At 40.4% G+C, this 24,750-nt stretch carries 24 protein-coding genes; 1 reads left to right on the top strand and 23 read right to left on the bottom strand.

The annotated features are described in order from the left end of the window. Positions 1-30: 30 nt before the first annotated feature. The 20 genes from ACFO3P_RS01535 to metG all read right to left on the bottom strand — a co-directional run bounded on the left by ACFO3P_RS01535 (position 31) and on the right by metG (position 21,894). On the bottom strand, positions 31-291 hold the full coding sequence (locus ACFO3P_RS01535; protein ID WP_042528566.1) for an RNA-binding S4 domain-containing protein: 261 nt from the start codon (positions 289-291) through the stop codon (positions 31-33). Further along, on the bottom strand, positions 288-1,760 hold the full coding sequence (gene yabN / locus ACFO3P_RS01530) for a bifunctional methyltransferase/pyrophosphohydrolase YabN (protein WP_289585116.1): 1,473 nt from the start codon (positions 1,758-1,760) through the stop codon (positions 288-290). The genes ACFO3P_RS01535 and yabN overlap by 4 nt, the downstream gene beginning before the upstream one ends. Then, on the bottom strand, positions 1,757-3,370 hold the full coding sequence (locus ACFO3P_RS01525) for a putative polysaccharide biosynthesis protein (protein ID WP_193065210.1): 1,614 nt from the start codon (positions 3,368-3,370) through the stop codon (positions 1,757-1,759). Before ACFO3P_RS01525 ends, yabN begins: the two co-directional genes overlap by 4 nt. A gap of 159 nt (positions 3,371-3,529) precedes the next feature. After that, a complete protein-coding gene (gene spoVT, locus ACFO3P_RS01520) occupies positions 3,530-4,063 on the bottom strand; it encodes a stage V sporulation protein T (RefSeq protein ID WP_042528568.1) in 534 nt (177 codons plus the stop codon). A 240-nt stretch (positions 4,064-4,303) separates the two neighbouring features. Then, positions 4,304-7,822, bottom strand: coding sequence for a transcription-repair coupling factor (gene mfd / locus ACFO3P_RS01515; protein WP_193065209.1), 3,519 nt, complete (start codon positions 7,820-7,822; stop codon positions 4,304-4,306). Between the two features lie 149 nt (positions 7,823-7,971). Continuing rightward, complete coding sequence (locus ACFO3P_RS01510; RefSeq protein ID WP_042535602.1) at positions 7,972-8,202, bottom strand: anti-sigma-F factor Fin; 231 nt, start codon at positions 8,200-8,202, stop codon at positions 7,972-7,974. 175 nt (positions 8,203-8,377) lie between these two features. After that, positions 8,378-8,941 carry an aminoacyl-tRNA hydrolase gene (gene pth / locus ACFO3P_RS01505; protein ID WP_042528570.1) on the bottom strand — a complete coding sequence of 188 codons (564 nt, stop codon included), beginning with the start codon at positions 8,939-8,941 and terminating at the stop codon, positions 8,378-8,380. A gap of 121 nt (positions 8,942-9,062) precedes the next feature. Continuing rightward, positions 9,063-9,701, bottom strand: a complete 639-nt coding sequence (locus ACFO3P_RS01500; RefSeq protein WP_042528571.1) for a 50S ribosomal protein L25/general stress protein Ctc — start codon at positions 9,699-9,701, stop codon at positions 9,063-9,065. 131 nt (positions 9,702-9,832) lie between these two features. Then, on the bottom strand, positions 9,833-10,786 hold the full coding sequence (locus tag ACFO3P_RS01495) for a ribose-phosphate diphosphokinase (RefSeq protein ID WP_042528572.1): 954 nt from the start codon (positions 10,784-10,786) through the stop codon (positions 9,833-9,835). A gap of 30 nt (positions 10,787-10,816) precedes the next feature. After that, complete coding sequence (gene glmU / locus ACFO3P_RS01490; RefSeq protein ID WP_042528573.1) at positions 10,817-12,184, bottom strand: bifunctional UDP-N-acetylglucosamine diphosphorylase/glucosamine-1-phosphate N-acetyltransferase GlmU; 1,368 nt, start codon at positions 12,182-12,184, stop codon at positions 10,817-10,819. A 442-nt stretch (positions 12,185-12,626) separates the two neighbouring features. Then, entirely contained in the window at positions 12,627-12,926 is a 300-nt protein-coding gene (spoVG, locus tag ACFO3P_RS01485; RefSeq protein WP_042528574.1) for a septation regulator SpoVG, read from the bottom strand. A gap of 303 nt (positions 12,927-13,229) precedes the next feature. After that, positions 13,230-14,045 carry a pur operon repressor gene (gene purR / locus ACFO3P_RS01480; RefSeq protein WP_193065205.1) on the bottom strand — a complete coding sequence of 272 codons (816 nt, stop codon included), beginning with the start codon at positions 14,043-14,045 and terminating at the stop codon, positions 13,230-13,232. 65 nt (positions 14,046-14,110) lie between these two features. Continuing rightward, positions 14,111-14,962 carry a 4-(cytidine 5'-diphospho)-2-C-methyl-D-erythritol kinase gene (ispE, locus tag ACFO3P_RS01475; protein ID WP_042528576.1) on the bottom strand — a complete coding sequence of 284 codons (852 nt, stop codon included), beginning with the start codon at positions 14,960-14,962 and terminating at the stop codon, positions 14,111-14,113. A 217-nt stretch (positions 14,963-15,179) separates the two neighbouring features. Then, positions 15,180-15,356 carry a small, acid-soluble spore protein, alpha/beta type gene (locus tag ACFO3P_RS01470; protein ID WP_040977646.1) on the bottom strand — a complete coding sequence of 59 codons (177 nt, stop codon included), beginning with the start codon at positions 15,354-15,356 and terminating at the stop codon, positions 15,180-15,182. 153 nt (positions 15,357-15,509) lie between these two features. Beyond that, positions 15,510-15,773 carry a biofilm formation stimulator Veg gene (veg, locus tag ACFO3P_RS01465; RefSeq protein ID WP_212929459.1) on the bottom strand — a complete coding sequence of 88 codons (264 nt, stop codon included), beginning with the start codon at positions 15,771-15,773 and terminating at the stop codon, positions 15,510-15,512. A 313-nt stretch (positions 15,774-16,086) separates the two neighbouring features. Next, positions 16,087-16,959, bottom strand: coding sequence for a sporulation peptidase YabG (yabG, locus tag ACFO3P_RS01460; protein ID WP_193065203.1), 873 nt, complete (start codon positions 16,957-16,959; stop codon positions 16,087-16,089). A 594-nt stretch (positions 16,960-17,553) separates the two neighbouring features. Then, entirely contained in the window at positions 17,554-18,438 is an 885-nt protein-coding gene (gene rsmA, locus ACFO3P_RS01455; protein WP_193063804.1) for a 16S rRNA (adenine(1518)-N(6)/adenine(1519)-N(6))-dimethyltransferase RsmA, read from the bottom strand. Then, the gene (gene rnmV, locus ACFO3P_RS01450) at positions 18,431-18,997 is read right to left on the bottom strand and encodes a ribonuclease M5 (RefSeq protein ID WP_193063803.1); all 567 of its coding nucleotides are present in this window, start codon (positions 18,995-18,997) and stop codon (positions 18,431-18,433) included. Before rnmV ends, rsmA begins: the two co-directional genes overlap by 8 nt. Before the next feature lie 36 nt (positions 18,998-19,033). Next, positions 19,034-19,801, bottom strand: coding sequence for a TatD family hydrolase (locus ACFO3P_RS01445; RefSeq protein WP_193063802.1), 768 nt, complete (start codon positions 19,799-19,801; stop codon positions 19,034-19,036). A gap of 83 nt (positions 19,802-19,884) precedes the next feature. Further along, a complete protein-coding gene (gene metG, locus ACFO3P_RS01440) occupies positions 19,885-21,894 on the bottom strand; it encodes a methionine--tRNA ligase (RefSeq protein WP_193063801.1) in 2,010 nt (669 codons plus the stop codon). A 542-nt stretch (positions 21,895-22,436) separates the two neighbouring features. Between metG and ACFO3P_RS01435 the strand changes: the two genes are divergently transcribed. After that, the gene (locus tag ACFO3P_RS01435) at positions 22,437-22,712 is read left to right on the top strand and encodes an AbrB/MazE/SpoVT family DNA-binding domain-containing protein (protein WP_040977653.1); all 276 of its coding nucleotides are present in this window, start codon (positions 22,437-22,439) and stop codon (positions 22,710-22,712) included. A gap of 86 nt (positions 22,713-22,798) precedes the next feature. Here the strand turns inward: ACFO3P_RS01435 and rsmI are convergent, their stop codons facing one another. The 3 genes from rsmI to ACFO3P_RS01420 are packed head-to-tail and all read right to left on the bottom strand — an operon-like array spanning position 22,799 to position 24,685. Further along, a complete protein-coding gene (gene rsmI / locus ACFO3P_RS01430) occupies positions 22,799-23,680 on the bottom strand; it encodes a 16S rRNA (cytidine(1402)-2'-O)-methyltransferase (RefSeq protein ID WP_193063800.1) in 882 nt (293 codons plus the stop codon). Further along, positions 23,677-23,952, bottom strand: a complete 276-nt coding sequence (locus ACFO3P_RS01425; RefSeq protein ID WP_042528584.1) for a GIY-YIG nuclease family protein — start codon at positions 23,950-23,952, stop codon at positions 23,677-23,679. Before ACFO3P_RS01425 ends, rsmI begins: the two co-directional genes overlap by 4 nt. Further along, a complete protein-coding gene (locus ACFO3P_RS01420) occupies positions 23,945-24,685 on the bottom strand; it encodes a tRNA1(Val) (adenine(37)-N6)-methyltransferase (RefSeq protein WP_193063799.1) in 741 nt (246 codons plus the stop codon). Before ACFO3P_RS01420 ends, ACFO3P_RS01425 begins: the two co-directional genes overlap by 8 nt. Positions 24,686-24,750 lie beyond the last annotated feature (65 nt).

Below are 24,750 nucleotides of genomic sequence, written 5' to 3'. Positions count from 1 at the left end.
GATGGGAGGGACAAGTATAGAACTATATTTTTACTGCTCTATTTTTTCTTCTTTCACAATGGTGTAAAGGGTATCTGCTTCATCTTTACGGACATTTTCCCGCAGTGAATTTACTTTTACCGTAACCAATTTCTGGCCAAATCGAATAACAAGCTCATCCCCTTCAGAAAGGACGGAAGAAGCCTTCGCTGCGTTTCCATTTACAGTGATTCTTCCTTGGTCTGCTACTTCTTTAGCTAATGTACGGCGTTTAATGATTCGGGATATTTTTAAAAATTTATCTAATCTCATCTTTCTTCTCCTCTCACCGCTTGATTTTTCTTCGCTTCTTCCCAATAAGCATCCATTTCCTGCAGAGAAGCTGTTTCAGGACTCTGCCTCTTTTCTTCAAGCTTGTTTTCTATATATTGAAATCGGCTGATAAATTTCCGGTTGGCACGCTCCAGCGCAACCTCAGGATTGACTTTATAGTATCTGGAAATATTCGCTAAGACAAATAATACATCTCCCAGCTCCTCTTCCACATCCGTCAAATCTTTATCCTGAACAGCTTCGATAACTTCATCGATCTCTTCCTTCAATTTCTCCCATACTTCGTCTACATGACGCCATTCAAAGCCGACTTTCCCTGCTTTGGACACAAGCTTATATGCTTTAGCTAAAGCAGGAAGATGTACGGGAATACCGTCCAGCACGGATTCCCTCTCTTTTCCTTTTTCCTGTTTTTTGAGCTCTTCCCAGTTCTCTAACACTGTTTCCTCAGTATCTGCTGTTGCTCCCCCAAAAACATGCGGATGGCGGTAAATCATTTTATCCGAAATCGACTGAATTACATCATCTATCGTAAAATAACCATTGTCCTCGCCAATTTGACTATGCAATAAAATATGCATCAACAAATCACCAAGCTCCTCGACAATATGGTCATCATCTTCTTCATCAATCGCTTCAATCAGCTCATAGACCTCTTCAATCGTATGATGACGCAAGGATTCATGCGTCTGCTTCTTATCCCACGGGCAGCCATCAGGTCCGCGCAAAATCGCCATCACTTCACGTAAGAACGGGAAGGTATGGTGCAGATATCCTTTTGGAACCGGAGGGATATATAGCGTAGTCAAATTGCTGATTTCCATCCGGTGATCCAATTCCTCTAAACGAACTTTTTCAATTTTTTCCGCCCTGCTGCCAGCCGCTTCCACAATATAAACCTCATAAGCAGGCGGCAAATCCTCCAATAAAGTCAGCTTGACCTCGGAGGCAATGAACATGTCATATACCTGACAAACAAATAAATGATTACCGAAATGAAGCTGATCACGTCTGAAATCTGTTCCGTCTACAAATTGAAATCCTTCAATAGGATCAATTTGCATGGCAGTAAATAAGTCATCTAAATAGCTTTGCCCGCCTGCAATCAATACCTCGACCTCGTTCTGCTCCAATAGAAGCTGAACGGTTTTCTCTGCCAGCATAGGATGGCCGGGAACAGCGTAGATAACGGTGTCCTCACTTGTTTTAGCAGCTTCTACAAGCTGTGCTGTAATACGGGCATATACCGTATCAAACTGCTCTTCTTCTTCATAAAGCGTATCAAAAGAAGTAAAAGAGACTCTCTCTGCTTCCAGCACTTTGATAACGGGATGATCATTAGTTCTTGCATAAATCGTTTGCTGTGCTTGCGTTAATTTTCTATATATACCGAGCGGGAGCTGCTCTATATCTCCTGCGCCCAATCCAATAACCTCTATTTGCTTCAAGGTTTTTTCCTCCCTTTATGATAAATACGTAACAGGTACGCTGATTTTGGTAAAATACGAATTTGTGCTTCGGTTAATCCGCCTGTTTTTAGCAATACAAAGAGGAATAAACCTGCGCCTGATACCGAAATAAAAAGAACATATATCAGCAGCAGCAGCCTTATATCTATCACAAGTGCAGAAAACATTCTCTGCATCACCAAAAGGTATATAACCATCGATAAGCTCGCTGCAGCCAAGCTTTTCCATGACATTGAACGATATAATGACACGCTTGGCAATTTTCGATATAACTCGATTCCTACAAGCAATAATAACACACTGAGACTTAAAATCGTTGCTATACTCGCGCCATATACCTCAAAATGCGGAATAAGAATCAGGTTACTGCCTACCTTCACTACAAAGGAAATACCGATAAATACAGCTGTTCGCACAATCATCCCCAAGCTTTGCAAAATCGATGCGCCGATAATCGAAATGGTAGACATGCCGATAGCTATAATCAATAATCTTAATTCGCTCGTACCCTGCATATTTTTATAAAGCAGCTGGTTGACCTCCGGGAAAATAATAAATAGCCCTAAAACAGCACCTATGGCGATAAAAATACCAACATGCATGGCTGTTTGAATATAATTCATTACTTGCTCCCGTTGTTTTTTTAATTTCTGATAATTAATCGCCGGTATAATCGCTAAAGCAATGGACGAACCAATGATGGTCACCACCTGAATCAGCGGCTGCCCCCGGTCAAACACGCCTTTCATTTCTTTAGCAGCTATCTCTGCTGCTCCGCTTGCCACCAATCTCGGCACAAATGTAAAAGCATCTGCTAACTGCATGAATAAAAGTGTCATATGATTCATCGCCGCAGCTACCCCAAATAAAAGCAAGGTTTTCACATATTTTTTCCATGGGACAGCTTCCTCCAAAGAAAATGCTTTAACGCTTGCAGGGGAATGCTTTCGATTTTTATAATAAAAGCACACCAGCACAACAAGCGCACTGACTCCTCCCAGCAAGGATGCAAGCACGGCCGTCGTTCCAATGGCATCAATTTGAAAAATACCTTGGCTGACCAGCAGCGCTCCGGCAATAATGGTCCCTACACGAATAAATTGTTCTCCGATTTGCGAAAATGCAGTAGGAGCCATCTCATACTTTCCCTGCTGTATCCCCCGGAATAAAGCCAGGACAGGAACAATCAGGAACACGGCAGCTGTAACTTGATATAAACCGACAAAACGCTCATCCCCAGCTAATCGGGCTAATAATGGAGCTGTAAAATACACGATTGCAATAAGCAGGAGATGAAAGCTCCCAAGAATAAAAAGAATTGGCCGATAGAATCCTCTCCAGGACAGCGCTCTTCCTTTTTCCAGCTCCGTTGCTGTTAGCGAGGAAATAGCAGAAGGGAATCCGTACAATGCAAGCATCGTAGCAATTCCCAATAATGGATAGAGCTGCTGATACATATAAAAGCCGATATCCCCTGTTAAGTTTTGCAATACAATACGATAAACAGCACTAAGCACTTTACTTATCAAACCGGCGATACTCAGTACCACCGCACCTTTAACCAGCCGGCTTGTTTCATTATCTGACATGATAAATTTTTCCTTTTCCAAATGAATTTCTCTCAGTATATCATATCAGGGAGAGAAGCACGTTGCTAAGAAAAACCAAGAAAAAAAGAAGCCTGTCTTCTAGATTGGAGGTAACCTAGAGAAAGCTTCTTCTAGCAAAAATAATAGTAAAAGTATGGTCTATTCCATTTGTTTCGCCAGGAAAACAGATGCCGTCTCTGCTGCCTTCTGCTCTACCTTGCTCAGTTTATCTTCTTTCGAAAAAATCATTACACAGCCGATGGGGTCGCCATTGGCAATAATCGGATGAATCGAATAAGAGTGCAGCTCCTGTTCATTTCCATCTACAATTTCCATCTGGGACTTATCCCCTTCATAAACAGGCGATCGTCCTTCAATAATATCAGTAATCTTACCGCTCAGCGATTTATTCAAATACTCTTTTTTAGATTCTCCCGCTACAGCAATAATTTCGTCCCGGTCAGTAATAATAACCGGTGCTTGCAAGGATTGAAACAATGCCTCCGCATATTCTTTCGCAAAATGACCCAGTTCACTGATTGGGGAATATTTCTTTAAAATAACCTCTCCTTCCCGGTCAACGAAAATTTCGAGGGGATCTCCTTCACGAATACGCAAGGTTCTCCGAATTTCTTTTGGCACCACTACTCTTCCTAAATCATCGATACGTCGTACGATTCCTGTTGCTTTCATCTAAGTATCCTCCCTTTCTGAATGACGATTCTGACCTGGATGGAAGGACTTCCTTCCATGATTCATCACCGGTTGTTGTTATAGTATTAAACAACAAGAGATAACTATACATTCCAATTGAAATTTTTGTTATTTTATTTGGAATGTATAGGAAAATCCTCTGCTCCGGCCATGTTCTTCACATAAAAAAAGCTGCTCTCTTTTCGTAAGAAAGCAGCTTTTCACTGGTTTATCGTATCTTTAACGATTCACTTCGCTTAATTTTTTAATGAATTCAATAACGGTATCGTGCCGTTTATAAGCCTTGTCTTTGCTCCATTTGATACCTGCTTTTAAATTTTGATTTTCGGTGCCCAGACTGACTTGACGATCAAATTGATTCGCCGCTTCAAATAATTTAGAGCCGTCAATTTCCTGACTTCTTTCTTCATCGAGAAGCATCGTGATTTTTTGCGGCGCTTCTGTAATGGATTGTACACGCTGTTTCTTCGCATGCATTCTCATAATGCTTACCGTGAATAAATTCTCGACTTCTGCAGGATAATCTCCGAAGCGGTCAATTAATTCGTCTCTTAAATCCTGGACTGCTTCCGGGCTATCCACGTTTTGGAATTGCTTATACATTTCAATTTTCTGTTTCTCATCATTCAAGTATTCATCCGGAATATATGCATCGATTTTTAATGAAATCTCCGGTTCAAACGGCTTAATATCTTCTACTTCTTTTCCTTCTTTGCGGGCATCGATTGCATCCTTCAGCATTTGAGAGTACATATCAAACCCAACTGAATCAATAAATCCGTGCTGCTGTGCGCCGAGTAAATTTCCAGCACCGCGAATAGACAAATCGCGCATCGCAATCTTAAATCCAGATCCGAGCTCTGTAAATTCTTTAATGGCCTGCAATCGTTTTTCAGCTACCTCTGTTAATACCTTATCACGCTGATACGTGAAATAAGCATAAGCTACACGATTAGAACGTCCGACACGGCCTCTTAATTGGTAAAGCTGGCTCAGCCCCATACGATCGGCATGATTGACAATCAAGGTATTCACATTCGGGATGTCCACCCCTGTTTCAATAATGGTCGTACTGACTAAAATATCAAATTCCCCTTCTATGAAACCAAAAATAACATTCTCCAGTTCGGATTCATTCATTTGTCCATGCGCAATGGCTACCTTGGCATTTGGTACAAGCATGCCAATATCGCGGGCTGTTTTCTCAATATTTTCTACTCTGTTATGCAGGAAGAAAACCTGCCCCCCTCTGGACATTTCCCGATCAACAGCTTCCCGGATAAAGGATGGATTATATTCCATCACATAGGTTTGAATCGGAAATCTGTTTTCAGGCGGGGTTTCAATAACAGATAGATCCCTTACTCCCAGCATGGACATATGCAGTGTTCTTGGAATAGGTGTTGCTGTCAGCGTTAAAACATCGACATTGGTCTTCAGCTGTTTGATTTTTTCTTTGTGCTTCACACCAAACCGCTGTTCCTCATCGACAACAAGCAAGCCTAAATCCTTGTATTTTACATCCTTTGATAACAGACGATGTGTCCCTACCACAATATCCATATTTCCATCTTCCAGCCCTTTTACCGTTTCATTGGATTGCTTACGTGTGCGGAAACGGCTTAATAAACCAATGTTTACCGGGTAATCCTGGAATCTTTCGCGAATCGTCTCATAATGCTGCTGTGCCAGAATCGTTGTCGGCACCAGAATAGCAACCTGCTTTCCATCTGCCACGGCTTTGAAAGCGGCACGGATAGCAACCTCTGTTTTCCCGTAACCAACGTCCCCACAGAGCAAGCGGTCCATTGGTTTTACTTTTTCCATATCCTCTTTGATTTCTGTGATACACCGCAGTTGATCCTCTGTCTCCTGGTAGGCAAAAGACGCTTCGAATTCACGCTGTAATTCAGAATCTGGTGAGAAAGCGTAGCCTTGCCGGGATTCACGCTCCGAATATAACTTGATTAAATCATCAGCAATGTCTTCCACAGATCGCTGAACTTTGCGTTTTACCTTTGTCCATTCCGTACCGCCTAATTTATATAGCTTCGGTTCCTTTCCTTCAGAACCGACAAATTTCTGAACTAAATCAATTTGATCAATCGGCACGAACAGCTTATCGTCTCCAGAGTAACGGATCAGCATATAATCCTTATGCAGTTTGTTAACTTCTAACGTTTCAATCCCGAGATATTTCCCGACACCATGATTTGCATGAACTACATAATCGCCGACCTTGAGCTCTTGATAATTCTTAATGCGCTCTGCATTCGTAATCTTCGGTTGTTTTCTAGAGCGTTTCGTGCGCTGCTTGAACAATTCATTTTCGGTGATAATCGCCAGCTTATGCATCGGGAATTCAATCCCCGAATGCAGCTGCCCCACGATAACTGTCGGCTTTTGTATCGGCAGTTTTAATTCTTTTTCCACCTGTGTTTCAATATCATAATCTTCTAAAATAGAATGTACTTTTTCTGCGCGCTGTTCATTTGGTGTCAGAATAACAACCGAGTAATCTCCCTTTTCCCAGCGCTTCAATTCATTTTTAAATAAAGGCATCTGCCCATGAAATTCCTGCATCGTTCGTGTCGATAGATTAATAATATTTTGCGGGTTCGTATTTGGAATATGCCGCATAAACACGGACATATATACACGAGAATGGGAAATACCGTCTATCAGTGTATTCCAGCCAAAAGAAAATTGACTGCCCTGGACCATTTTATTTCCTTCCAGCAGCCCCGTATACCATTCCAGCTCTTCATGATCTAAATTGGTCGCTGTTTCCTGAATACGGCTCATTTCATCAAAAAAGACAACCCCATTCCTCGGCAAATAGTCTAACAAACTAGCTGGTTCATCATATAAATAGCCAATGTATTTATACATCCCCTGGAAACGGTTTAATTGTTTAAATTGTTCAATATCTTGTTCAATAACCTCCATAAGCTCTTCTTGATCAGAAGGTTTTTTGACTTTTTTCAATGTATCTGAAAGGGCATCCTCTAGCCGTTCTGCTACTTTCACCATTTCTTGTTTATCTATCAATAATTCTGTAGCAGGATGGATTGTTACCTCTTCTACTTTGTCTAAAGAACGCTGTGACTCCGCATCAAAATAGCGGATAGAATCTACCTCTTCATCAAATAGTTCAATCCGGATCGGATGCTCCTCCGTAATCGGATAAATATCAATAATTCCTCCCCGCTGGCTGAACTCACCAGGGGCGGTAACCATTGAGGCTCCTTCATAGCCCATTTCCACCAAGGAACGCAGATAGGCCTCTACCTCAATGTCTTTTCCTGTTTGAAATAGAAGCTGATATTTATTCCAATATACTTTTGGCGGCAGCATCCTTTTTAATGCTGCAACAGGAGCGATTAGTATCCCTTTATCTTTCTGTGTCCAAGCAGTTAATGCTTCAATCCGCTGAGCGCGCAATTCAGGGCTTGCTACAGCCATTTCGGAGGCTATTAACTCGTTGACAGGATAAAGATATACCCCCTCCTCATTTGTCAGCTCTGCTAAATCATCATACAGCTGCTGTGCCTGGGCAAGCTGGTGGGTAACAATTAATAAAGGACGATTCATGGATTGATGTATGGTGGATAAGAGCAGGCTTCTGGCAGAGCCGCTTAAGCCGGCAACCATCTGCTCCTTCATGCCTGCCAGCAATCCATCCATAATCGACTGAATATCTTCCTGTGATTTTAAATAATTATGAATTGCTTTCATTCGTATTTCCCCTCTAAATTGTTAAAGTATTTTAAAAACGCGCTTTGTGCGTGAAAATAGTCGATAAAATATATTTTATTTTTAAGAAAATGGTATATACGGTCATAGGTCTATCCAGAAAATAATCATCAGACCGGAATCCATTCAGGCTATTGTAAAAAATGGTCCAATTCATGATAATCAGGATGCATATCAAGAGCCTGCTGACAGTATTCACAAATGACTTCTAAGCGGAAATAGCCATCTTTTTCAGAGACTATCATTTCTGCTAAATCCTTTTCCTCCAGAAGTTCAAGGAATCGTAAGGTTATATCCATTTCTGTATGCTGCAGCACACCCAGCTCTTTTCCGCAATGTCGACAACCATAGTAGATAACCATCTCATTCACCTCGATTAAAATACAAAAATTTAGAGCGCAGCCTATTCCTTGCTCAGAAAGGATATCTGCACTTTTCATTTAGTTTTAACCGAGAGGAATAAGAATATACCCTGCTTCCATTTCCCACTCAAAAAGGTGGATGAATGGAACTTCCCCTTCAAACCAAAGGTATGCTTTATTGATTAAAATCATTCATCACTTCTACAAAAGGTTTGCCTTCTATCCACGCTTCAATAGCATCAGCTGCATCTTGAACACTTTGTTCAACCGCTTCTTTTTCATCTTTGGGAAACTTCCCTAATACATAATCTACGACAGGAGTTGCATTTACCGGTCTTCCTACCCCTAAACGTATTCGTTTAAATTCTTTTGTTCCTAAATGTTCAATTGTGGAACGAACTCCATTATGACCGCCATGGCCGCCCTTTTGCCGTAACCTGATTTTCCCTGTCGGCAAATCAAGATCATCATAAATAACGATCACGTCTTCTGTCTCTATATCATAATAATCCATCAGCGGCCGAATGGACTCGCCTGACAAATTCATATAGGTTTGCGGCTGTAATAATACAATCTTTTCTCCATTGAAATGTTCAATGGCATAATCCCCGTGAAATTTCGAGTTATTCAGCTTCCATCCATGACGATCTAACAGCGCATCAATCGTACGGAAGCCAATATTATGACGCGTCTTCTTATATTTCCTTCCAGGGTTTCCTAGCCCAACAATTAACTTCATCACCATACCCTCACTTTTCCCTGTCCACAATTTCTGTTAAACGCAATAACCCTTCTTTACGCATACCAGTATTGTATGCGTAAAGAAGGGAGGTATTACTTCTATATTGTTAACTTAAAAATTACTCTTCCTCTGAGTCAGATTTTTCTTTAATGACTTCCGGTTCTGCATTTTCATCTGCTTCTGTGTCTGTTTCTAAATCTTCTTCTGTAGTTGGAGGAACAACGGAAGCGATTGTCGTATCTGGATCATCTAAAAACTCATAGTTTCCAGTTACTTTCAAATCAGAAATAGATAAGCTTTCGTTCACATCCAGGTCAGAGACATCTACCACGATTTCCTCAGGAATATCTTTTGGTTTTGCACGGACTTGAATTTCATAAAACGGCTGCTGTAGTACGCCGCCTTCTTTTTCACCTTTTGATTCACCATCAAGGCGAACAGAAACATCAACGTCCATTTCTTCAGACATATTTACGATATAGAAATCGGCGTGAAGCAAATCATCTTTTATCGGATCTATTTGATAATCATGCAGCATCACATCTACCGTGTCGCCGCCTTCGACTTGAAGTGAAATGATTGCATTTCGTCCTTCATCCCGAACGGTTTTCACTAAATCAACGCTATCTACAGAAATTGTCTTCGCGTCTTTGTCCTTTCCATAGACGACCGCTGGAATTCTACCGCTTTTTCTAATTTCGCTTGTTACTGATTTTGCAAGATCTTCTCTTTTTTTTGCGTTTAATTTTACTGCCATTCGTATCACCCTCCAAGTTGATTAAAAAAATAATATGAAACATTGTTACTGCATATGTTGCATTATTTCTTTTTCTCAATAAAATAAACGGTCAATATAATACATACCCTAAAATGGAACAAGTTAAACCTTTAATCAAAAAGAATACTTACAGATTGCATTTCGTGAACACGGATAATCGCTTCGCCCAGCAGAGAAGCAACCGATAATTCGGTAATTTTATCAATACATTTTTCTTCCGGCAAAGGAATCGTATCTGTGACAACGAGCTCTTTGATTTTTGAATTGTCAATGCGCTCGATAGCTGGTCCAGAAAGTACCGGGTGGGTACAACAAGCATATACTTCTTTTGCGCCACTTTCAATTAATGCGTTCGCAGCTAAGGTAATTGTACCAGCTGTATCAATTAAATCATCAATTAAAATAGCTGTCTTCCCTTCAATGTTACCAATAATATTCATCACTTCAGCAACATTGGGCTTTGGACGTCGTTTATCAATAATACCAATTGGGGCTTTTAAGCGGTCTGCCATTTTTCTGGCACGCACTACACCGCCATGATCAGGAGAAACAACAATCACATCTTCCAGATTCTTCTGTTCGAAATAAGTAGCTAAAATAGGGACACCCTGTAAGTGGTCAATTGGAATATCAAAGAAGCCTTGAATTTGCGGTGCATGCAGATCAAGTGTAATCATTCGATTTGCTCCTGCTTTTTCAATTATATCTGCCATTAATTTTGCCGTAATCGGCTCACGGGCTCTGGCTTTACGGTCCTGCCGAGCATAACCGTAGTAAGGCATAACAATATTGATTGATTTGGCAGAAGCGCGCTTCAATGCGTCGATCATAATCAGCAGCTCCATAATATTCTGGTTTACCGGTGCTGATGTAGACTGGATAACATATACGTCAGAACCACGCACACTCTCATCTATATTAATTTGAATTTCACCGTCACTAAATTGCGTTACGGTACATTTTCCTAATTTCGTTCCGATTTGAGCTGCAATACTTTCTGCTAATGCTGGATTCGAATTTAACGAAAATACTTTCAACGAAGCGTCCTTATAGTTGGATGACATTCCTCTAACCTCCATGACTTTGTTTGTAGTCTATTTTTTAAACTTCTTTGCATATCCTTCTTTATTTGATTGCTTCGATCTTGCAATGGATAATGCCTCGTCCGGCACATCATTTGTAATTGTCGATCCGGCTGCCACATATGCACCTTTACCAACTGTAACCGGCGCTATTAAATTGGAGTTACATCCAATAAACGAATCATCTTCTATTGTTGTCAGGAATTTATTTTTTCCATCATAATTTACTGTTATTGTACCACAACCGACATTTACACGCTCTCCCACATTAGCATCCCCTACATAACTAAGATGAGAAACCTTGCTGTTGTTGCCCAGAGTCGTTTTCTTCAGCTCTACAAAATTGCCAATTTTTGTGTCGTTTCCAACATTTGAGGCTGGACGGATATGTGCGTAGGGACCAATATTCACTCGATTCCCAATGCGGCTGTCTGCAGCGACACTGAATCGGATCGTTGTAGCTTCCCCAACTTCACAATCTTTTATTTCTGTATGCGGACCAATCTCTGAACCAGCCGCAATGGAGGTATCCCCTTTTAAGACCGTTCCTGGATGAAGATACACATCTGCAGCAATTTTCACATCCGGACCGATATATGTATTATCAGGATCCACGATGGTCACACCATTACGCATGTGCGTCTCATTAATACGCCGTTTCATAATTTTTTCCGCTTCACTTAATGCAACACGATCATTAATCCCTATCGTTTCATTAAATTCAGCTGCTACATAAGCGCTGATACGCTCTCCCTGGTCACCTAAAATTTTAATGACATCAGGTAAATAATACTCTCCTTGTGCATTGTCATTAGACACCGATTTTAAAGCTTCAAATAATGCTTTATTGTCAAAACAATAGGTTCCTGTATTAATCTCATTTATCGTTAATTCCTCTTCCGAAGCATCTTTATGTTCGACAATTTTCTCAACTTCCCCTGCATCATTTCGAACCACCCGGCCATATCCGGCAGGGTTATCTGCAAGTGCCGTCAATATACTTGCTTTAGAACCCGTCTGCTCATGATGTTCAAACAATTTTTGGAATGTTTCTGCACGAATCAAAGGGGTATCCCCGCAAGCTACAATGGTTACACCTTCTTTATTCTGTAACAGTTGTTCCGCCTGCATCACAGCATGTCCTGTGCCGAGTTGTTCTTCCTGTACGACAAAGTCACTGGACGCTCCAAGCTGCTCTCTTACTTGCTCTGCTCCAAATCCGACAATGGTAACTAATTTATCTAACCCAGTTTGTTGTAATTGATCCGCAACATGCTGTACCATTGGTTTGCCAACTACAGGATGAAGCACTTTATATAACTTTGATTTCATCCTTGTTCCTTGCCCAGCTGCTAAAATAACAGCAAATCGATTCGTCATTAGGAAACCTCCATCATCTCTAAATATCCATTTAAAAATATATCGTAAAAAAACCTTTATTTCAATAAAATAAAAGGTTTTATTTCTATATCTTATGTTATCATATTTTTATTTTTTTCGTGACATCGCTTAACTAAAATACGAAAAAAACTTTCATTGCTGCATTCATTGGTTTATTACAGACAAAACGGCAGCCGGCAGCTCAAATTAATCCCATAAAATACCAGGTTTGTTATTATTAAAAAGCCTTTGAGGACGCAGCAAATATATTTTTTCTACAAACGATTGCTGCGGAAATATACTACATCAGCCAGTTGCCTTGATCACATTTAATTTGATTTTTCGGCCATATGGTGCTGCTCCAATAAAAAAGAACAAAAAAAAGAAGGCAAATCTTCATTCAGATTTCTACCTTCTCGCCCAATCGCCCTCCAGCGTATGTTCAGGAAACACCGGCTTCTTCTTTATAGCCTAGTCCCTCTTCATTCTCACGTTCACGTTGATACTCCCCTAAAACAGCTTCTTGAATTTTTGAGCGTGTTCCAGAATTAATCGGATGAGCAATATCCCTAAACTCTCCGTCTGGCGTCCGCTTTGACGGCATTGCAACAAATAATCCACTATTCCCGTCGATGACACGGATATCATGGACAACAAACTCGTTGTCTAATGTGATTGAGGCAATGGCCTGCATTCTTCCATCTGTTTTTACGCGGCGCAATCTTACGTCAGTTACTTCCATGATGTTTCACCACCTTTTTCCTAATTCAAAAATCATCCTTTATACTTATACTATTTCAACATAAATTACAAAAATCCTTCTTATAAATACCAATAAAATAAAATATTTTAAATTTATTCTCCCCTATACCTAAGAATTGATTTGTTTTCGACTTTCTTAGTCATTATTATCCACCTTTTTCTTCCAAGTAAAATGATTGTCTAAAAACAATGAAATTTCATCTTTTTAATCAATCAAATGTATAAAAAAAGACCTTAATCTGTAAATAGATTAAGATCTGTATCGTATGCTTTTGGATACGGTTTATTCCATTTGATAATTCCCCGGCAGTACAGACACATGATGATTCTGTATGTCGACAGGAGATATTTTCAAGAGGGACGTATAATCGGTAATCACTCTTTCATCTTCCTCATCATCTGCTTCTGCCAGTACTCCAACAGCCTGTACCGTTGCAGAGAATTCCTCCAAGAGGCTTTTTATCCCTGTAATCGTTCCCCCTGCTTTCATAAAATCATCGATGATACATACGTTTGAGCCATCAGGCAGACTGCGCTTTGGCAGCACCATCGTTTGAATTTTCCGGGACGATCCAGAAACATAATTGATACTTACAGAGGATCCTTCTGTTACTTTGGGGTCTCTGCGCGCAATAACAACCGGCACATTTAAAAAGGATGCTGTTGCATACGCCAAAGGAATCCCCTTTGTTGCAACAGTGACAATTGCATCAATCTCTAAATGGGCAAAGCAAGAAGCAAAGACACGGCCAATTTCCCGGACCATGGAAGGGTCACCAAGGATATCGCTCATATACAGATACCCTCCTGGAAGAATACGGGCAGGATCTTCTAACTTTTTCTGAAGCGTGGAAATAAACTCTCTGCTTGATTCTGCCGAGCTGGTAGCAATATATTTCACACCGCCGCCAGCTCCGGTCGTTCTCTCCAGATACCCCAATCCTTTTATTTGAAAAACTTCATGTATAATATCTAAATCCTCACTTATCGATGACTTCGTTGTATCACAAAGCTCGACAAAGTAAGGCAATTGAATATGTTTCCTCGGGTTTTCTAAAAAGTACTCTGTTAACACAACCAATCGATTACTTCTTTTCAAACTCACACCTCAAATCCGAATGTTCTTAATATAATATAGCATTTTCATATGCATTTTAGCAATGCCTATCCTAACATTCGGATTAATTGAACGTCCTTGCAAAAGCCCCGCATACTGTTATAAATCCGCAGTGCCTTCCGGTGATGCTTCATTAAGCCAAACACGGTCGGCCCGCTCCCGCTCATCATCACACCTTCTGCTCCTGCCAGCTGCATCGCTTCCTTCAGCCGTGCAACTTCCGGATGCATGGAAAAAGTAATTGGCTCCAATGCATTTCCCAGATGATTGCACAGCTTTGAAAAGTCTCTTTCCTCCAAAGCTGCCAGTACCTGCTTAGTATTTGGGTGCTGTAACTCCGGAATTTTAATTTGATCAAATACAGTATAGGAGGATACACCAATATCCGGTCTGGCAAGAACAACCCAGCAAGTAGGCGGTGCAGGCAACAGTTCAATGCACTCGCCGTAACCTTTTGCTATCGCTGTTTTACTGTGAACGCAAAAAGCAATATCCGCCCCTAATTGCGATCCTAAATCAGCTAATTCAGCTAACGGGATATTCAGTCCCCATAATCGGTTCAATCCCCGTAAAACTGCTGCAGCATCAGCACTTCCGCCCGCCAATCCAGCAGAAACAGGAATCGATTTATCAATTTGGATGTGAACACCTTTTTTGATATTGTATGTTTTTTTAAATAAAATTGCTGCTTGATATGCTAAATTCCGTTCATCGCTGGGAACATAACGGCTTTCCAAAGATAATTGAATTTTATCTGCAGGTAATTCCCGTAATTCTAAACGATCTGCTAAGTCTATTGTTGTCATGACCATTTCAACATCATGATAGCCATCCTCCCGCTTATTTAGCACATCTAATGATAAATTTATCTTAGCAGGCGCCTTCTCCATGACAAGCATCTTCAATCACATCCTCAAAGCGTTGGAAATTCGTTCACCTATTTGAAACTATAGCTACGTCCATAAAAATATGTTTTATTGTATCATAATCAAAACACGTAGGCTAATTTAGTTTAAGAAAGGGTTTCAAGGGCAGCCGAAAAAAGATCTTGATTAAGCTTTTCAGTCTCCTGAAGCCAGGAACAGAATTGCGTTAAAACAAAAAAAGCAAGCCCGGTCAGGACTCGCTCTTTTTCATACTTTCTTCTGCCATTTCTATCGCCCGTTTCACCATATTACCGGCATCGCGAGCTTTTATTCCTCCCCAGCCTTCCTGCTGTACCGTATCGTAAAATCCTAATTCTTTCGCTATTTCTTCTTTCATCTGTGTGGACATAATCCCTCGTCTACCCATATAAAAGCTCCCCTTTACGAATGAAGTTTTATTTTATCGACAGGCAATTATAGCTTATGTACTTTTCCTCCATTCAATCACAAAAGAATTAACCAAGAAAACCATTTTCTGTTCTTTTTACCCAATATAAAAAACAGCAGACAATATGCTTGTCTACTGTTTAAAAAATACCGCTGAACTTCCTTCCACAAAATTCAGCTCCACCGTTTCTGTCAATATGTCTGTATAGCTGTATGAAACCCGTTCGAATGCATTCTCGTCCTGGTCAAGCTCAACAATGAAAACAGAGGGATATGTCTCCGCTAGAACACCGCATCTTTCAACGGTTTTCCGTCTTCCGCCATTCGCTCTGAGCTTTAACCGTTTACCTACCTGACCATCTAGACCTTGCTTGATTTCGATCAACGTTTTGCCCACTACACTCCACCTCACATACATTTATTTTAGCATATATGCCGATGAAATGTCAAGCAAAACAAACAATTATATCAGCATATGTTTTAGGTTGTCAACTATTTATTTTGTCTATTTCTGATATTATTTGTCATGATGCTATTTTTATACATAAATTGTCACAAAAAAATGCATAATAGGCTGATTTTATAAAAATTACAAAAAAATAACTAATCTGAATGGTCTAATTACAGGTTCCAATTCATTGGAAAGAAGGAGGAACAAAAGCATACCTCATATTCCCATAACTGTCTTTTCTAAGCAGCTTTTGATATTATCATTCACCTTCGTCCTCATTCGCTAAGTAAGGCATGCCTGTTCGTAATAAACCCCTTGTCTGTATTCCTCCTAACCCTTTTTCTCCCGTTAACGTATTACGGAGTGCTTCCCACACCGATACACTTTCCATAAATGACGTGTACGCTACCTTCGCGACAATATAGACTGGATCCAGGGCATGAATATTGACTCTGGATGGCGAGCTGGCAAAATTGGATCCCGCACGAATCAATGACTCAAAATGCGATTGGCATGCTCCTGCAAAAATAACGAGCTGATCCAGATTCGGATAAACGCTCCTTGCTTCCCGCACAGCCTCTACAAAATATTTAGAATGTCGGTAGGCACTTAAATCATGCTTCATCCCCTTATTATGTGAATAAGCATCGTGACCCGTAATAACCATAATATCCGGCTGGATTTTCTCAAGCAGATCTTTTATTTGAAAAGGCATCTCTGTCTCCGTTAAGTGAACACCATGCACTTGCAGCCCAATACGCTGATATAATTGGATACACTTTCTTAAATAGGACGGATCTCCATCAATATGAAGGACTTTTGCCGGTAACTGAAAATAATTTGCAGCATCCGTATAGCCTTCTGTTGCCTCATAATTTCTTTTTTCTTTCATCATTTGATAGTCCTGACGAAATAACCGATAGGAGGATTCTTGTTTTTCTCTGTCTACTGCTTTTCTTTTTTTATGCTCCCTTTGGTTTACTAGTGTTAAATCAGATAAAGCTGCATCTGCCTTTAACCTCAATTCTTCCCCGTGAAGGATAGCAACTCCCTTTTTTATTTCTGCCACACGGAATAATAAATCATGATCATATGATTTCCTTGTAACTAACGCACCCTTCTGTATATCCATCGCTGCACCTCTCACCTTTTACTCTTTCTCATTGTATGAATAAAAGCACAGCTCTGTTCCAATCATAAGAAAAAACAAGAACACCGCTTGAGCTTTAAAACTTCGGTGTTCTTGCCAAAGAGATGTCCGCTACGGGAAGTCGCTTTCCGCGGGCAACGTTCAGCCGCACGGTAAGAAAACCGCTTCCTGCTCAGGTCTACCTGTTGCTTTTCCCGCAGGAGTCGACAACATCCGCTCCCATCTAAGTGGAATTATGTTTTATTTGCTTTTTCACAAGGAAATAACGCAAATTCTAGCGACGGTTTTGATGGGGCGAGTAATCGCAGTTCCAGGGGGAAGACCCCGCAGGAAAAAAGGGTTCTTCTTTTTTTCTACCCGCGGGGCATAAGTGCGACTATGCTTCTGTCTGCGCCTGACGGCTTGCCAATCAGCAAGTCTTCTTTAAAGGAGATGAGCTCGGGGCCCACGGAAAGCGGAGTGTATTTCTGGGGTTGCGGTTACTCACCCCATGAAACCCGTTGGAGCGGCTATATTCAGCATTTTTTATCCTTTCTTATTCTTAAAAAAAACTGATCAAAAGATTATATCTTCTGATCAGCTTTTTGGAAGCTCTTTATGGATTACATTTGCCAAGGATGCAAATTCCTCCATGGTTAAAGTTTCACCGCGTCTTCCTCCATCTATTGCTGCGTTTTCAAGGAAGGTTTCTATTTGCTGTTTTGCAAATTTATCCTGCAAAAACCGGTTTAAGTTATTACGGAGGGTTTTTCTTCTTTGAGCAAAGCTTGCTTGAATCAATTCAAAAAAGAAATCTACATTATCTACTTGAACAGGCGGTTCTTTGCGCATCACAAGCTTTAACACACTGGAATCGACATTAGGCTGCGGCATAAACACCTGCTTCGGCACATTTAAAACGACACTGGCTTCCGTATAGTATTGTACGGCAATGCTAAGCGAGCCATAGCTTTTGGTATTTGGGACAGCAGCCATTCTATCCGCTACTTCTTTTTGGATCATCACAGTCAGGCTGGTAACCGGAAGCTGATCACGTACAAGCTTCATCAAAATTGGTGTCGTAATATAGTAAGGAAGATTAGCAACGACATGAATATCCTGACCTTCCTCGAAATGTGTCTGAATCACTTCCTCTACATTCGCCTTTAAAATATCATGATGAATAATTTCTACATTATCGTAATCGGCTAACGTTTCTTCTAAAATCGGGAGCAGGCGCTGGTCAATCTCAAATGCAACAACCTTGTCTGCATGAATAGCTAATTGCTCCGTTAAAGCACCCATTCCAGGTCCAATTTCAATAGCTCCTGTTTCCTTTGTTATCCCCGCTTGATGGATAATATTTTCCAATACATTTACATCAATCAGGAAGTTTTGTCCTAAGCTTTTTTTAAATGCAAAACTATATTTGTTCAACAGTTCTTTTGTTCTCGATGGTGTTGCAATATATTTTTTAGACATCCTGCTCCTCCTGCTCTATAACTTCCATCGCTTCTTCCAATTGTTTCTTGGGAATTTGGAATTGGGTAAGGCGTTTTAACAGCTGCTTTCCATTGGTATGTCCAATATGCAAAAGCTCTCCCAGACGTTTTCTCCGTCCGGCCGCCTTCTTACCTCCAATTAATCCATAATCAATCAGGTCTGCTTTGTTAATATCGCTATCCGAAAAATCCGCTAGTTCATAAACATCCGCAAGTGCTTTTTGAATATCCTCCACAGAGGCATGTTCAATACCTAAGCTTTTATTCATGGAATGCTTTGCCTTTGCCTGATCTCTTCGTAAAAAAGCGTGCTTGCAGCCGGGGATTGCCTGATTAATTAAGTGCCTGATCCGCTCGCCCGGATAATCCGGATCTGTAAACACAATCACTCCGCGCTTTTCTTTTGCATGACGAATTTTATCGAGCGTTGCTTTGTTCACTGCAGAACCATTTGTTTCAATCGTATCTGCATCCACAGCAAGTCTGATTCGTGTTGTGTCGTCCCGTCCTTCTACTACAATCATTTCTTTTATCTTCAATCGATTTCCTCCACTTTATTCCATAATACGACAGATTTAATCAATTTTAAAAAATCGTTTCGCATTTTCAGTTGTAATATTTCCAATTTCCGCTGTATCCATGTCACGTAATGCCGCAATATCTTCCGCTACACGTACTACATATGCCGGCTCATTTCTTTTTCCACGGTATGGATGCGGTGCTAGAAATGGGGCATCTGTTTCAATCAGCAGACGGTCTAAAGGGACCTGCTTTGCTACTTCCTTCGGCAACGGAGCATTCTTGAAGGTTACCGGACCGCCTAAGGAAATATAAAAATTCATATCCAGACATGTCTGGACATATTGGACAGAATCATTGTAACAATGCATGATGCCGCCAACCTCTGCAGCGTTTTCTTCCTGCAGGATAGCAATAATATCTTCTGTCGCTTCCCGGTTATGAATAATAATTGGCATTTTTACTTTTTTGGCAAGTGCGATTTGCTGACGAAAGACCTTCTTCTGTACATCTTTCGGCGATTTATCCCAATGATAATCCAAGCCCATCTCGCCAATCGCGACCACTTTAGGATGTTCTGTTAATTCTTCAATCCATTCCAATTCTTTCTCTGTCATATCAATTGCATCAACAGGATGCCAGCCGACTGCCGCATATATATTCTCATGTGCTTCCGCGATTTCAATAGCCAGGGGAATTGTTTCATGATCAAAACCAACCACGACCATATATTCCACACCTGCATCCTTTGCGCGCTGAATTGTCTCTTCTCTATCTTCAGCAAACTGCCTTGCGTTTAAATGAACATGTGTGTCAAATAACATTCTAATCATCCTTTTTTGTTCTTCTATCGAAAAGGAAGGAGCTGACATGAACACGATGACAGCTCCCTTCCATCTATTATTAATTAAGAAATCGGCGATCCGTTTGGTGCGCTTTCCGGTGCTGGAACGATTTCTAATTTCCCGTCCTTCTCGGCAGAAAGAATCATTCCCTGACTGATTTCTCCACGCATTTTACGCGGTTTAAGGTTCGCTACGATAACAACTTTTTTTCCAATCAATTTTTCCGGTTCCGGGTAATATTCGGCGATTCCCGACAAAATTTGTCTGTCAGCTTCATCACCAGCGTCCAGGCGGAATTTCAATAGTTTATCTGCACCTTCGACCTTACTGCAGTCTTTCACTTCCGCAACTTTCAGCTCTACTTTATCAAATACATCATATTTGATTTGTTTTTCTTTGGTAGAAACAAGCTCTGTTTCATTCGGATCCCAAGTTTCTTCTTCTTCAACTGCAGCAGTTCCTCCCATTTGGGAACGGATATATTCTACTTCTTCTTCCACATCTAAACGAGGGAAGATAGGCTGCCCTTTTTTCACAACGGTAGTGCCTTCCGGGAAGTTTCCAAACGTAACATTCTCCCAGGCTAATCCGCTGGCTTCGTCTAAACCAAGCTGCTCGATGATTTTTTTCGGTGCATGCGTCAGACAAGGCTGAAGCAGCGTTGCAACAACACGTAATGTTTCTGCCAGATGTGCCATAACACTGGCCAATTCAGGACGCTTTTCCTCATCCTTCGCAAGAATCCACGGCTGTGTTTCATCAATATATTTATTCGCACGGGAAATTAACGTCCATACTTTTTTCAATGCATTACTGAATTCCATCTGCTCCATCGATTCTTGATAATCCTGGATAACAGATGCTGCCAGCTCCTGCAGATCAGCATCTTCTTTATTAATAACGCCGTTTACTGTAGGGACTTTTCCGTCAAAATATTTATTAATCATCGCTACAGTACGGTTCAATAAGTTCCCTAAATCATTTGCTAAATCATAGTTTACTCTGGAAACAAAATCTTCCGGTGCAAAGACGCCATCACTGCCAAAAGCAACTTCTCTCATTAAATAGTAACGTAAAGCATCGAGACCATAACGCTCTACAAGCATTTCCGGATAAACCACATTTCCTTTTGATTTCGACATTTTTCCGTCTTTCATCAACAACCAGCCGTGGCCAAATACTTTCTTCGGAAGCGGCAAGTCTAAAGCCATCAGCATAATCGGCCAATAAATGGTATGGAAACGAACAATTTCTTTCCCTACCATATGCACGTCTGCCGGCCAAAATTTTTGGAAGTTTTCATCATCATTTGTACCATAGCCTAATGCTGTGATATAGTTTGCCAATGCATCGATCCATACATAAATCACATGCTTTGGATTACTTGGTACCTTGACTCCCCAGCTGAAGGTAGTACGGGATACTGCTAAATCCTCTAAACCTGGTTTAATGAAGTTATTAATCATTTCATTTTTACGCGACTCCGGCTGAATAAAATCTGGATGCCCCTCGTAATATTTTAATAAGCGATCTGCATATTTACTCATCCGGAAGAAATAGGACTCCTCTTTAATCAGCTCAACAGGGTGACCACTGTCCGGTGACTTCCCGCTGATAACATTACCATCCTCGTCCCTTTCAACATCTTCCAGCTGTGTTTCCGTATAAAACGTTTCATCCGGCACAGAATACCAGCCCTCATATTCATCCAGGTAGATATCTCCTTGTTTTAAGAAACGCTCAAAAATATCAGCTACAACCTTCTGATGCTGTTCATCGGTTGTGCGAATAAATTTATCATTGCTGATTTCAAGTTTCTTCCATAAATCCTGCATTCCAGCAGCCATGCCATCTACATATTCTTGCGGAGAGATATTTTGTTCAGCAGCCTTCTGCTCAATTTTTTGTCCATGCTCATCACTGCCTGTTAAATAAAACACATCAAACCCTAATAAGCGCTTATATCGCGCCATCGTATCGCAAGCTATCGTTGTGTATGCACTGCCAATATGTAATTTTCCGCTCGGATAATATATTGGCGTTGTAATGTAAAAAGTATTTTTGCTTCCCATCCGTTTTATTCCTCCTAGATTTGTTCCTATTTAAAAAATCTTGTCCTGAGATGTACAAGCGGCAGAAAGATTTCCCATTTATCTATAAAAAGATACATGCTATGAAACAAGCATTGCCATCTCATCCGAAAAAGATTCAAAATCAACTTTTGGAATTTCAGCTTTCGCCCTATTTTTTTATGGTATCACATGACGCATATAAAATATCAACATCTATTGTAGCTATTATAACGTAATTTGCCAAATTGTGTACCTATTCACTCATTCTTTATCCAACTTCTTAGAAATTAATTTTACAAAAAAGAGATACTTTCTTCCTCTTAAATAAATAAAAACGGATAAAAACCTGAATATTTATGAAAAAGGAATAAAACTTTTCCTTTTACAGTAAAATTGTATTGACAATACCAAATATTGTTGCTATTCTAATGTTATCAGTACCGACTAGTAACGACATTTTTTGCAATTTATCTCATTATTTGAAATTGTAATACTTATTTATTCAGAAAATTTTATTAAATCTAACATTGGAGGAATGAAGAATGAAATCTACTGGTATCGTACGTAAGGTTGATGAGCTTGGTCGCGTAGTCATTCCTATTGAATTACGCCGCACCCTTGATATTAAAGAGAAAGATACAATGGAAATATATGTAGACAATGATCGTATTGTCTTGAAAAAATACCGCCCAAATATGACCTGTCAAATCACTGGAGAGCTGACAGATGATAATCAGACCCTGGCTGACGGCAACCTCATCCTTAGCCCAGAGGGTGCAAAAATTTTACTGGAAGAAATTCAAAACCGTTTTAAATAAATTTAAAAGGCAAAAAAAGGATGACCTACGTACATAGAGGAGGTCATCCTTTTTTTGCCTTTATTATCTAGCGAACTGGAACAAAGCTAATCAATATGGTAGCTCTGATAAACTTCCCTTTTCGGCACTTTCCGTTCGATGGCTGCCTGCTTAATGGCTTCTTTACTGGATAGATGCTCTTTATCCATCAACGCTTCTACATGTTCTTTCACAGATAACGCTTCCCACCAGCTTGATTCCTGCTCAAATGAAGCTGATTCTGCTTCCGTTGGACCTTCTACCACAATAACAAACTCGCCTCGCATGTCATTTTTCTTACTCCATGAAAAAAGTTCTTGTATGGTACCTCTAACAAATTCTTCAAATTTCTTAGAGATTTCTCTTCCTATGGCCGCTTTCCTGTCATTTAGGATACCTTCCATTTCCTGCAGGGTATCTTTGATGCGGTAAGGAGATTCATAAAAAATTAAAGTTGTATTAAAATTTTTTAATTTTTCCAGTGTTTCTTTTTTATCTTTTTTCTTTCTGGGAAGAAAACCGTAAAATGTAAAAGGCTGTGCTGTTAGGCCAGACCCGACCAGTGCTACGAGTGCCGCATTGGCTCCTGGTAACACGATGACATCCAGCCCTTCTTGAATAGCTGCTTGGACCAGCTCTGAACCAGGATCAGAAATCGCAGGCATCCCCGCGTCGCTTACAACAGCAACCGATTCTCCCTGACGAATCGTATCTAAAAGCTGTTTTTCTCTTTCCTGATGATTATGCTCATGATAGCTGATGAGAGGGGTGTGAATCTCAAAATAATGAAGCAGCTTTTTTGTATTCCTCGTATCCTCCGCAGCAATCAAATTGCATTCCTTTAATACCCGAATCGCCCGAAAAGTCATATCCTCCAAATTTCCAATAGGTGTCGGGACAACGTATAATGCAGCATGCTCCTCCGGCTGATAACTATTTTGGATATTCATTCATGGCACATTCCTTTCTCATAAGCTTGAATCATTTCCAGCTTTTCCTGGCGGGTTAATTTTTTTATTCGATATTCCTCGCGCAAGGCATCTGACTTATTTTCAAATGCGCATGTATAGATGATTTCAAAAGGCCCTCTTCCTCTAGTATATTTTGCCCCTTTTCCCTCTTCATGCATACGAATCCGATGCGCTAAATCATTTGTATATCCCGTATACAGCGTTCCGTCCTGACAATGTAACATATAAACCAAATGCTCTCCGTCAGCCATAGATAACTTCCTCTGCCTGCTTCGTATAGGAACCATCCTGTTCATAAATATAGAATGGCGGCAGGATTTTCACATCTGCTTTCCCGTCACGAATCCCTTCTATCAAGAGCATATTTGCTTCCTTTCCTTGTTTCGGATAAACAAATTGCACACGTTTGGGCTCGATACGGTACTTTCTAAATTGCTCTATAATATCTACCAGGCGTCCGGGACGATGCACCATGGCAACTTTTCCCCCGGGCCGGACATATCTTTTACAAGCTTTGACGACATCCTCTAATGTACAATACACTTCATGCCTGGCAATCGTAAGGTACGCATTATGATTATGCTCTGTTGCAGAGGGTGTTTTAAAATAGGGCGGATTACAGGTAACCATATCAAAAGCACTTTGATCCAGGGTCGACTGCATTTCCTTTAAATCCCCATGAATCATTCGTAATCGAGGTTGCAAATCATTTAAAGCGACATTTCTCTCCGCCATCTGAAAAATACGTTTTTGAATCTCCACCCCAATAATTTCCGCATTTGTCTTTTTAGACAGCAATAACGGAATGACCCCATTTCCTGTACACAAATCAAGAATTTTTCCTCGTTTTTTAGGGATAGAACTAAAATGAGCTAACAACACCGCATCCAACGAAAAAGCAAACGCTGTCGGGCTTTGGATAATTTTCATCGTTTCATCTGCTAATAAATAATCTAATCGTTCATCATCATATAGCTCCACCATTGGTTCACCACATCCTTATGTTCTCATTGGACAGCTTATCAGAAAAATAGCTGCCTTCACAGGAA

Origin of the sequence: Oceanobacillus aidingensis (assembly GCF_042654105.1) — a bacterium.
Taxonomy (GTDB): domain Bacteria; phylum Bacillota; class Bacilli; order Bacillales; family Amphibacillaceae; genus Oceanobacillus; species Oceanobacillus oncorhynchi.
Note: the sequence above shows the minus strand (reverse complement) of the source record. Positions and strands in the feature narration are given on the sequence as shown.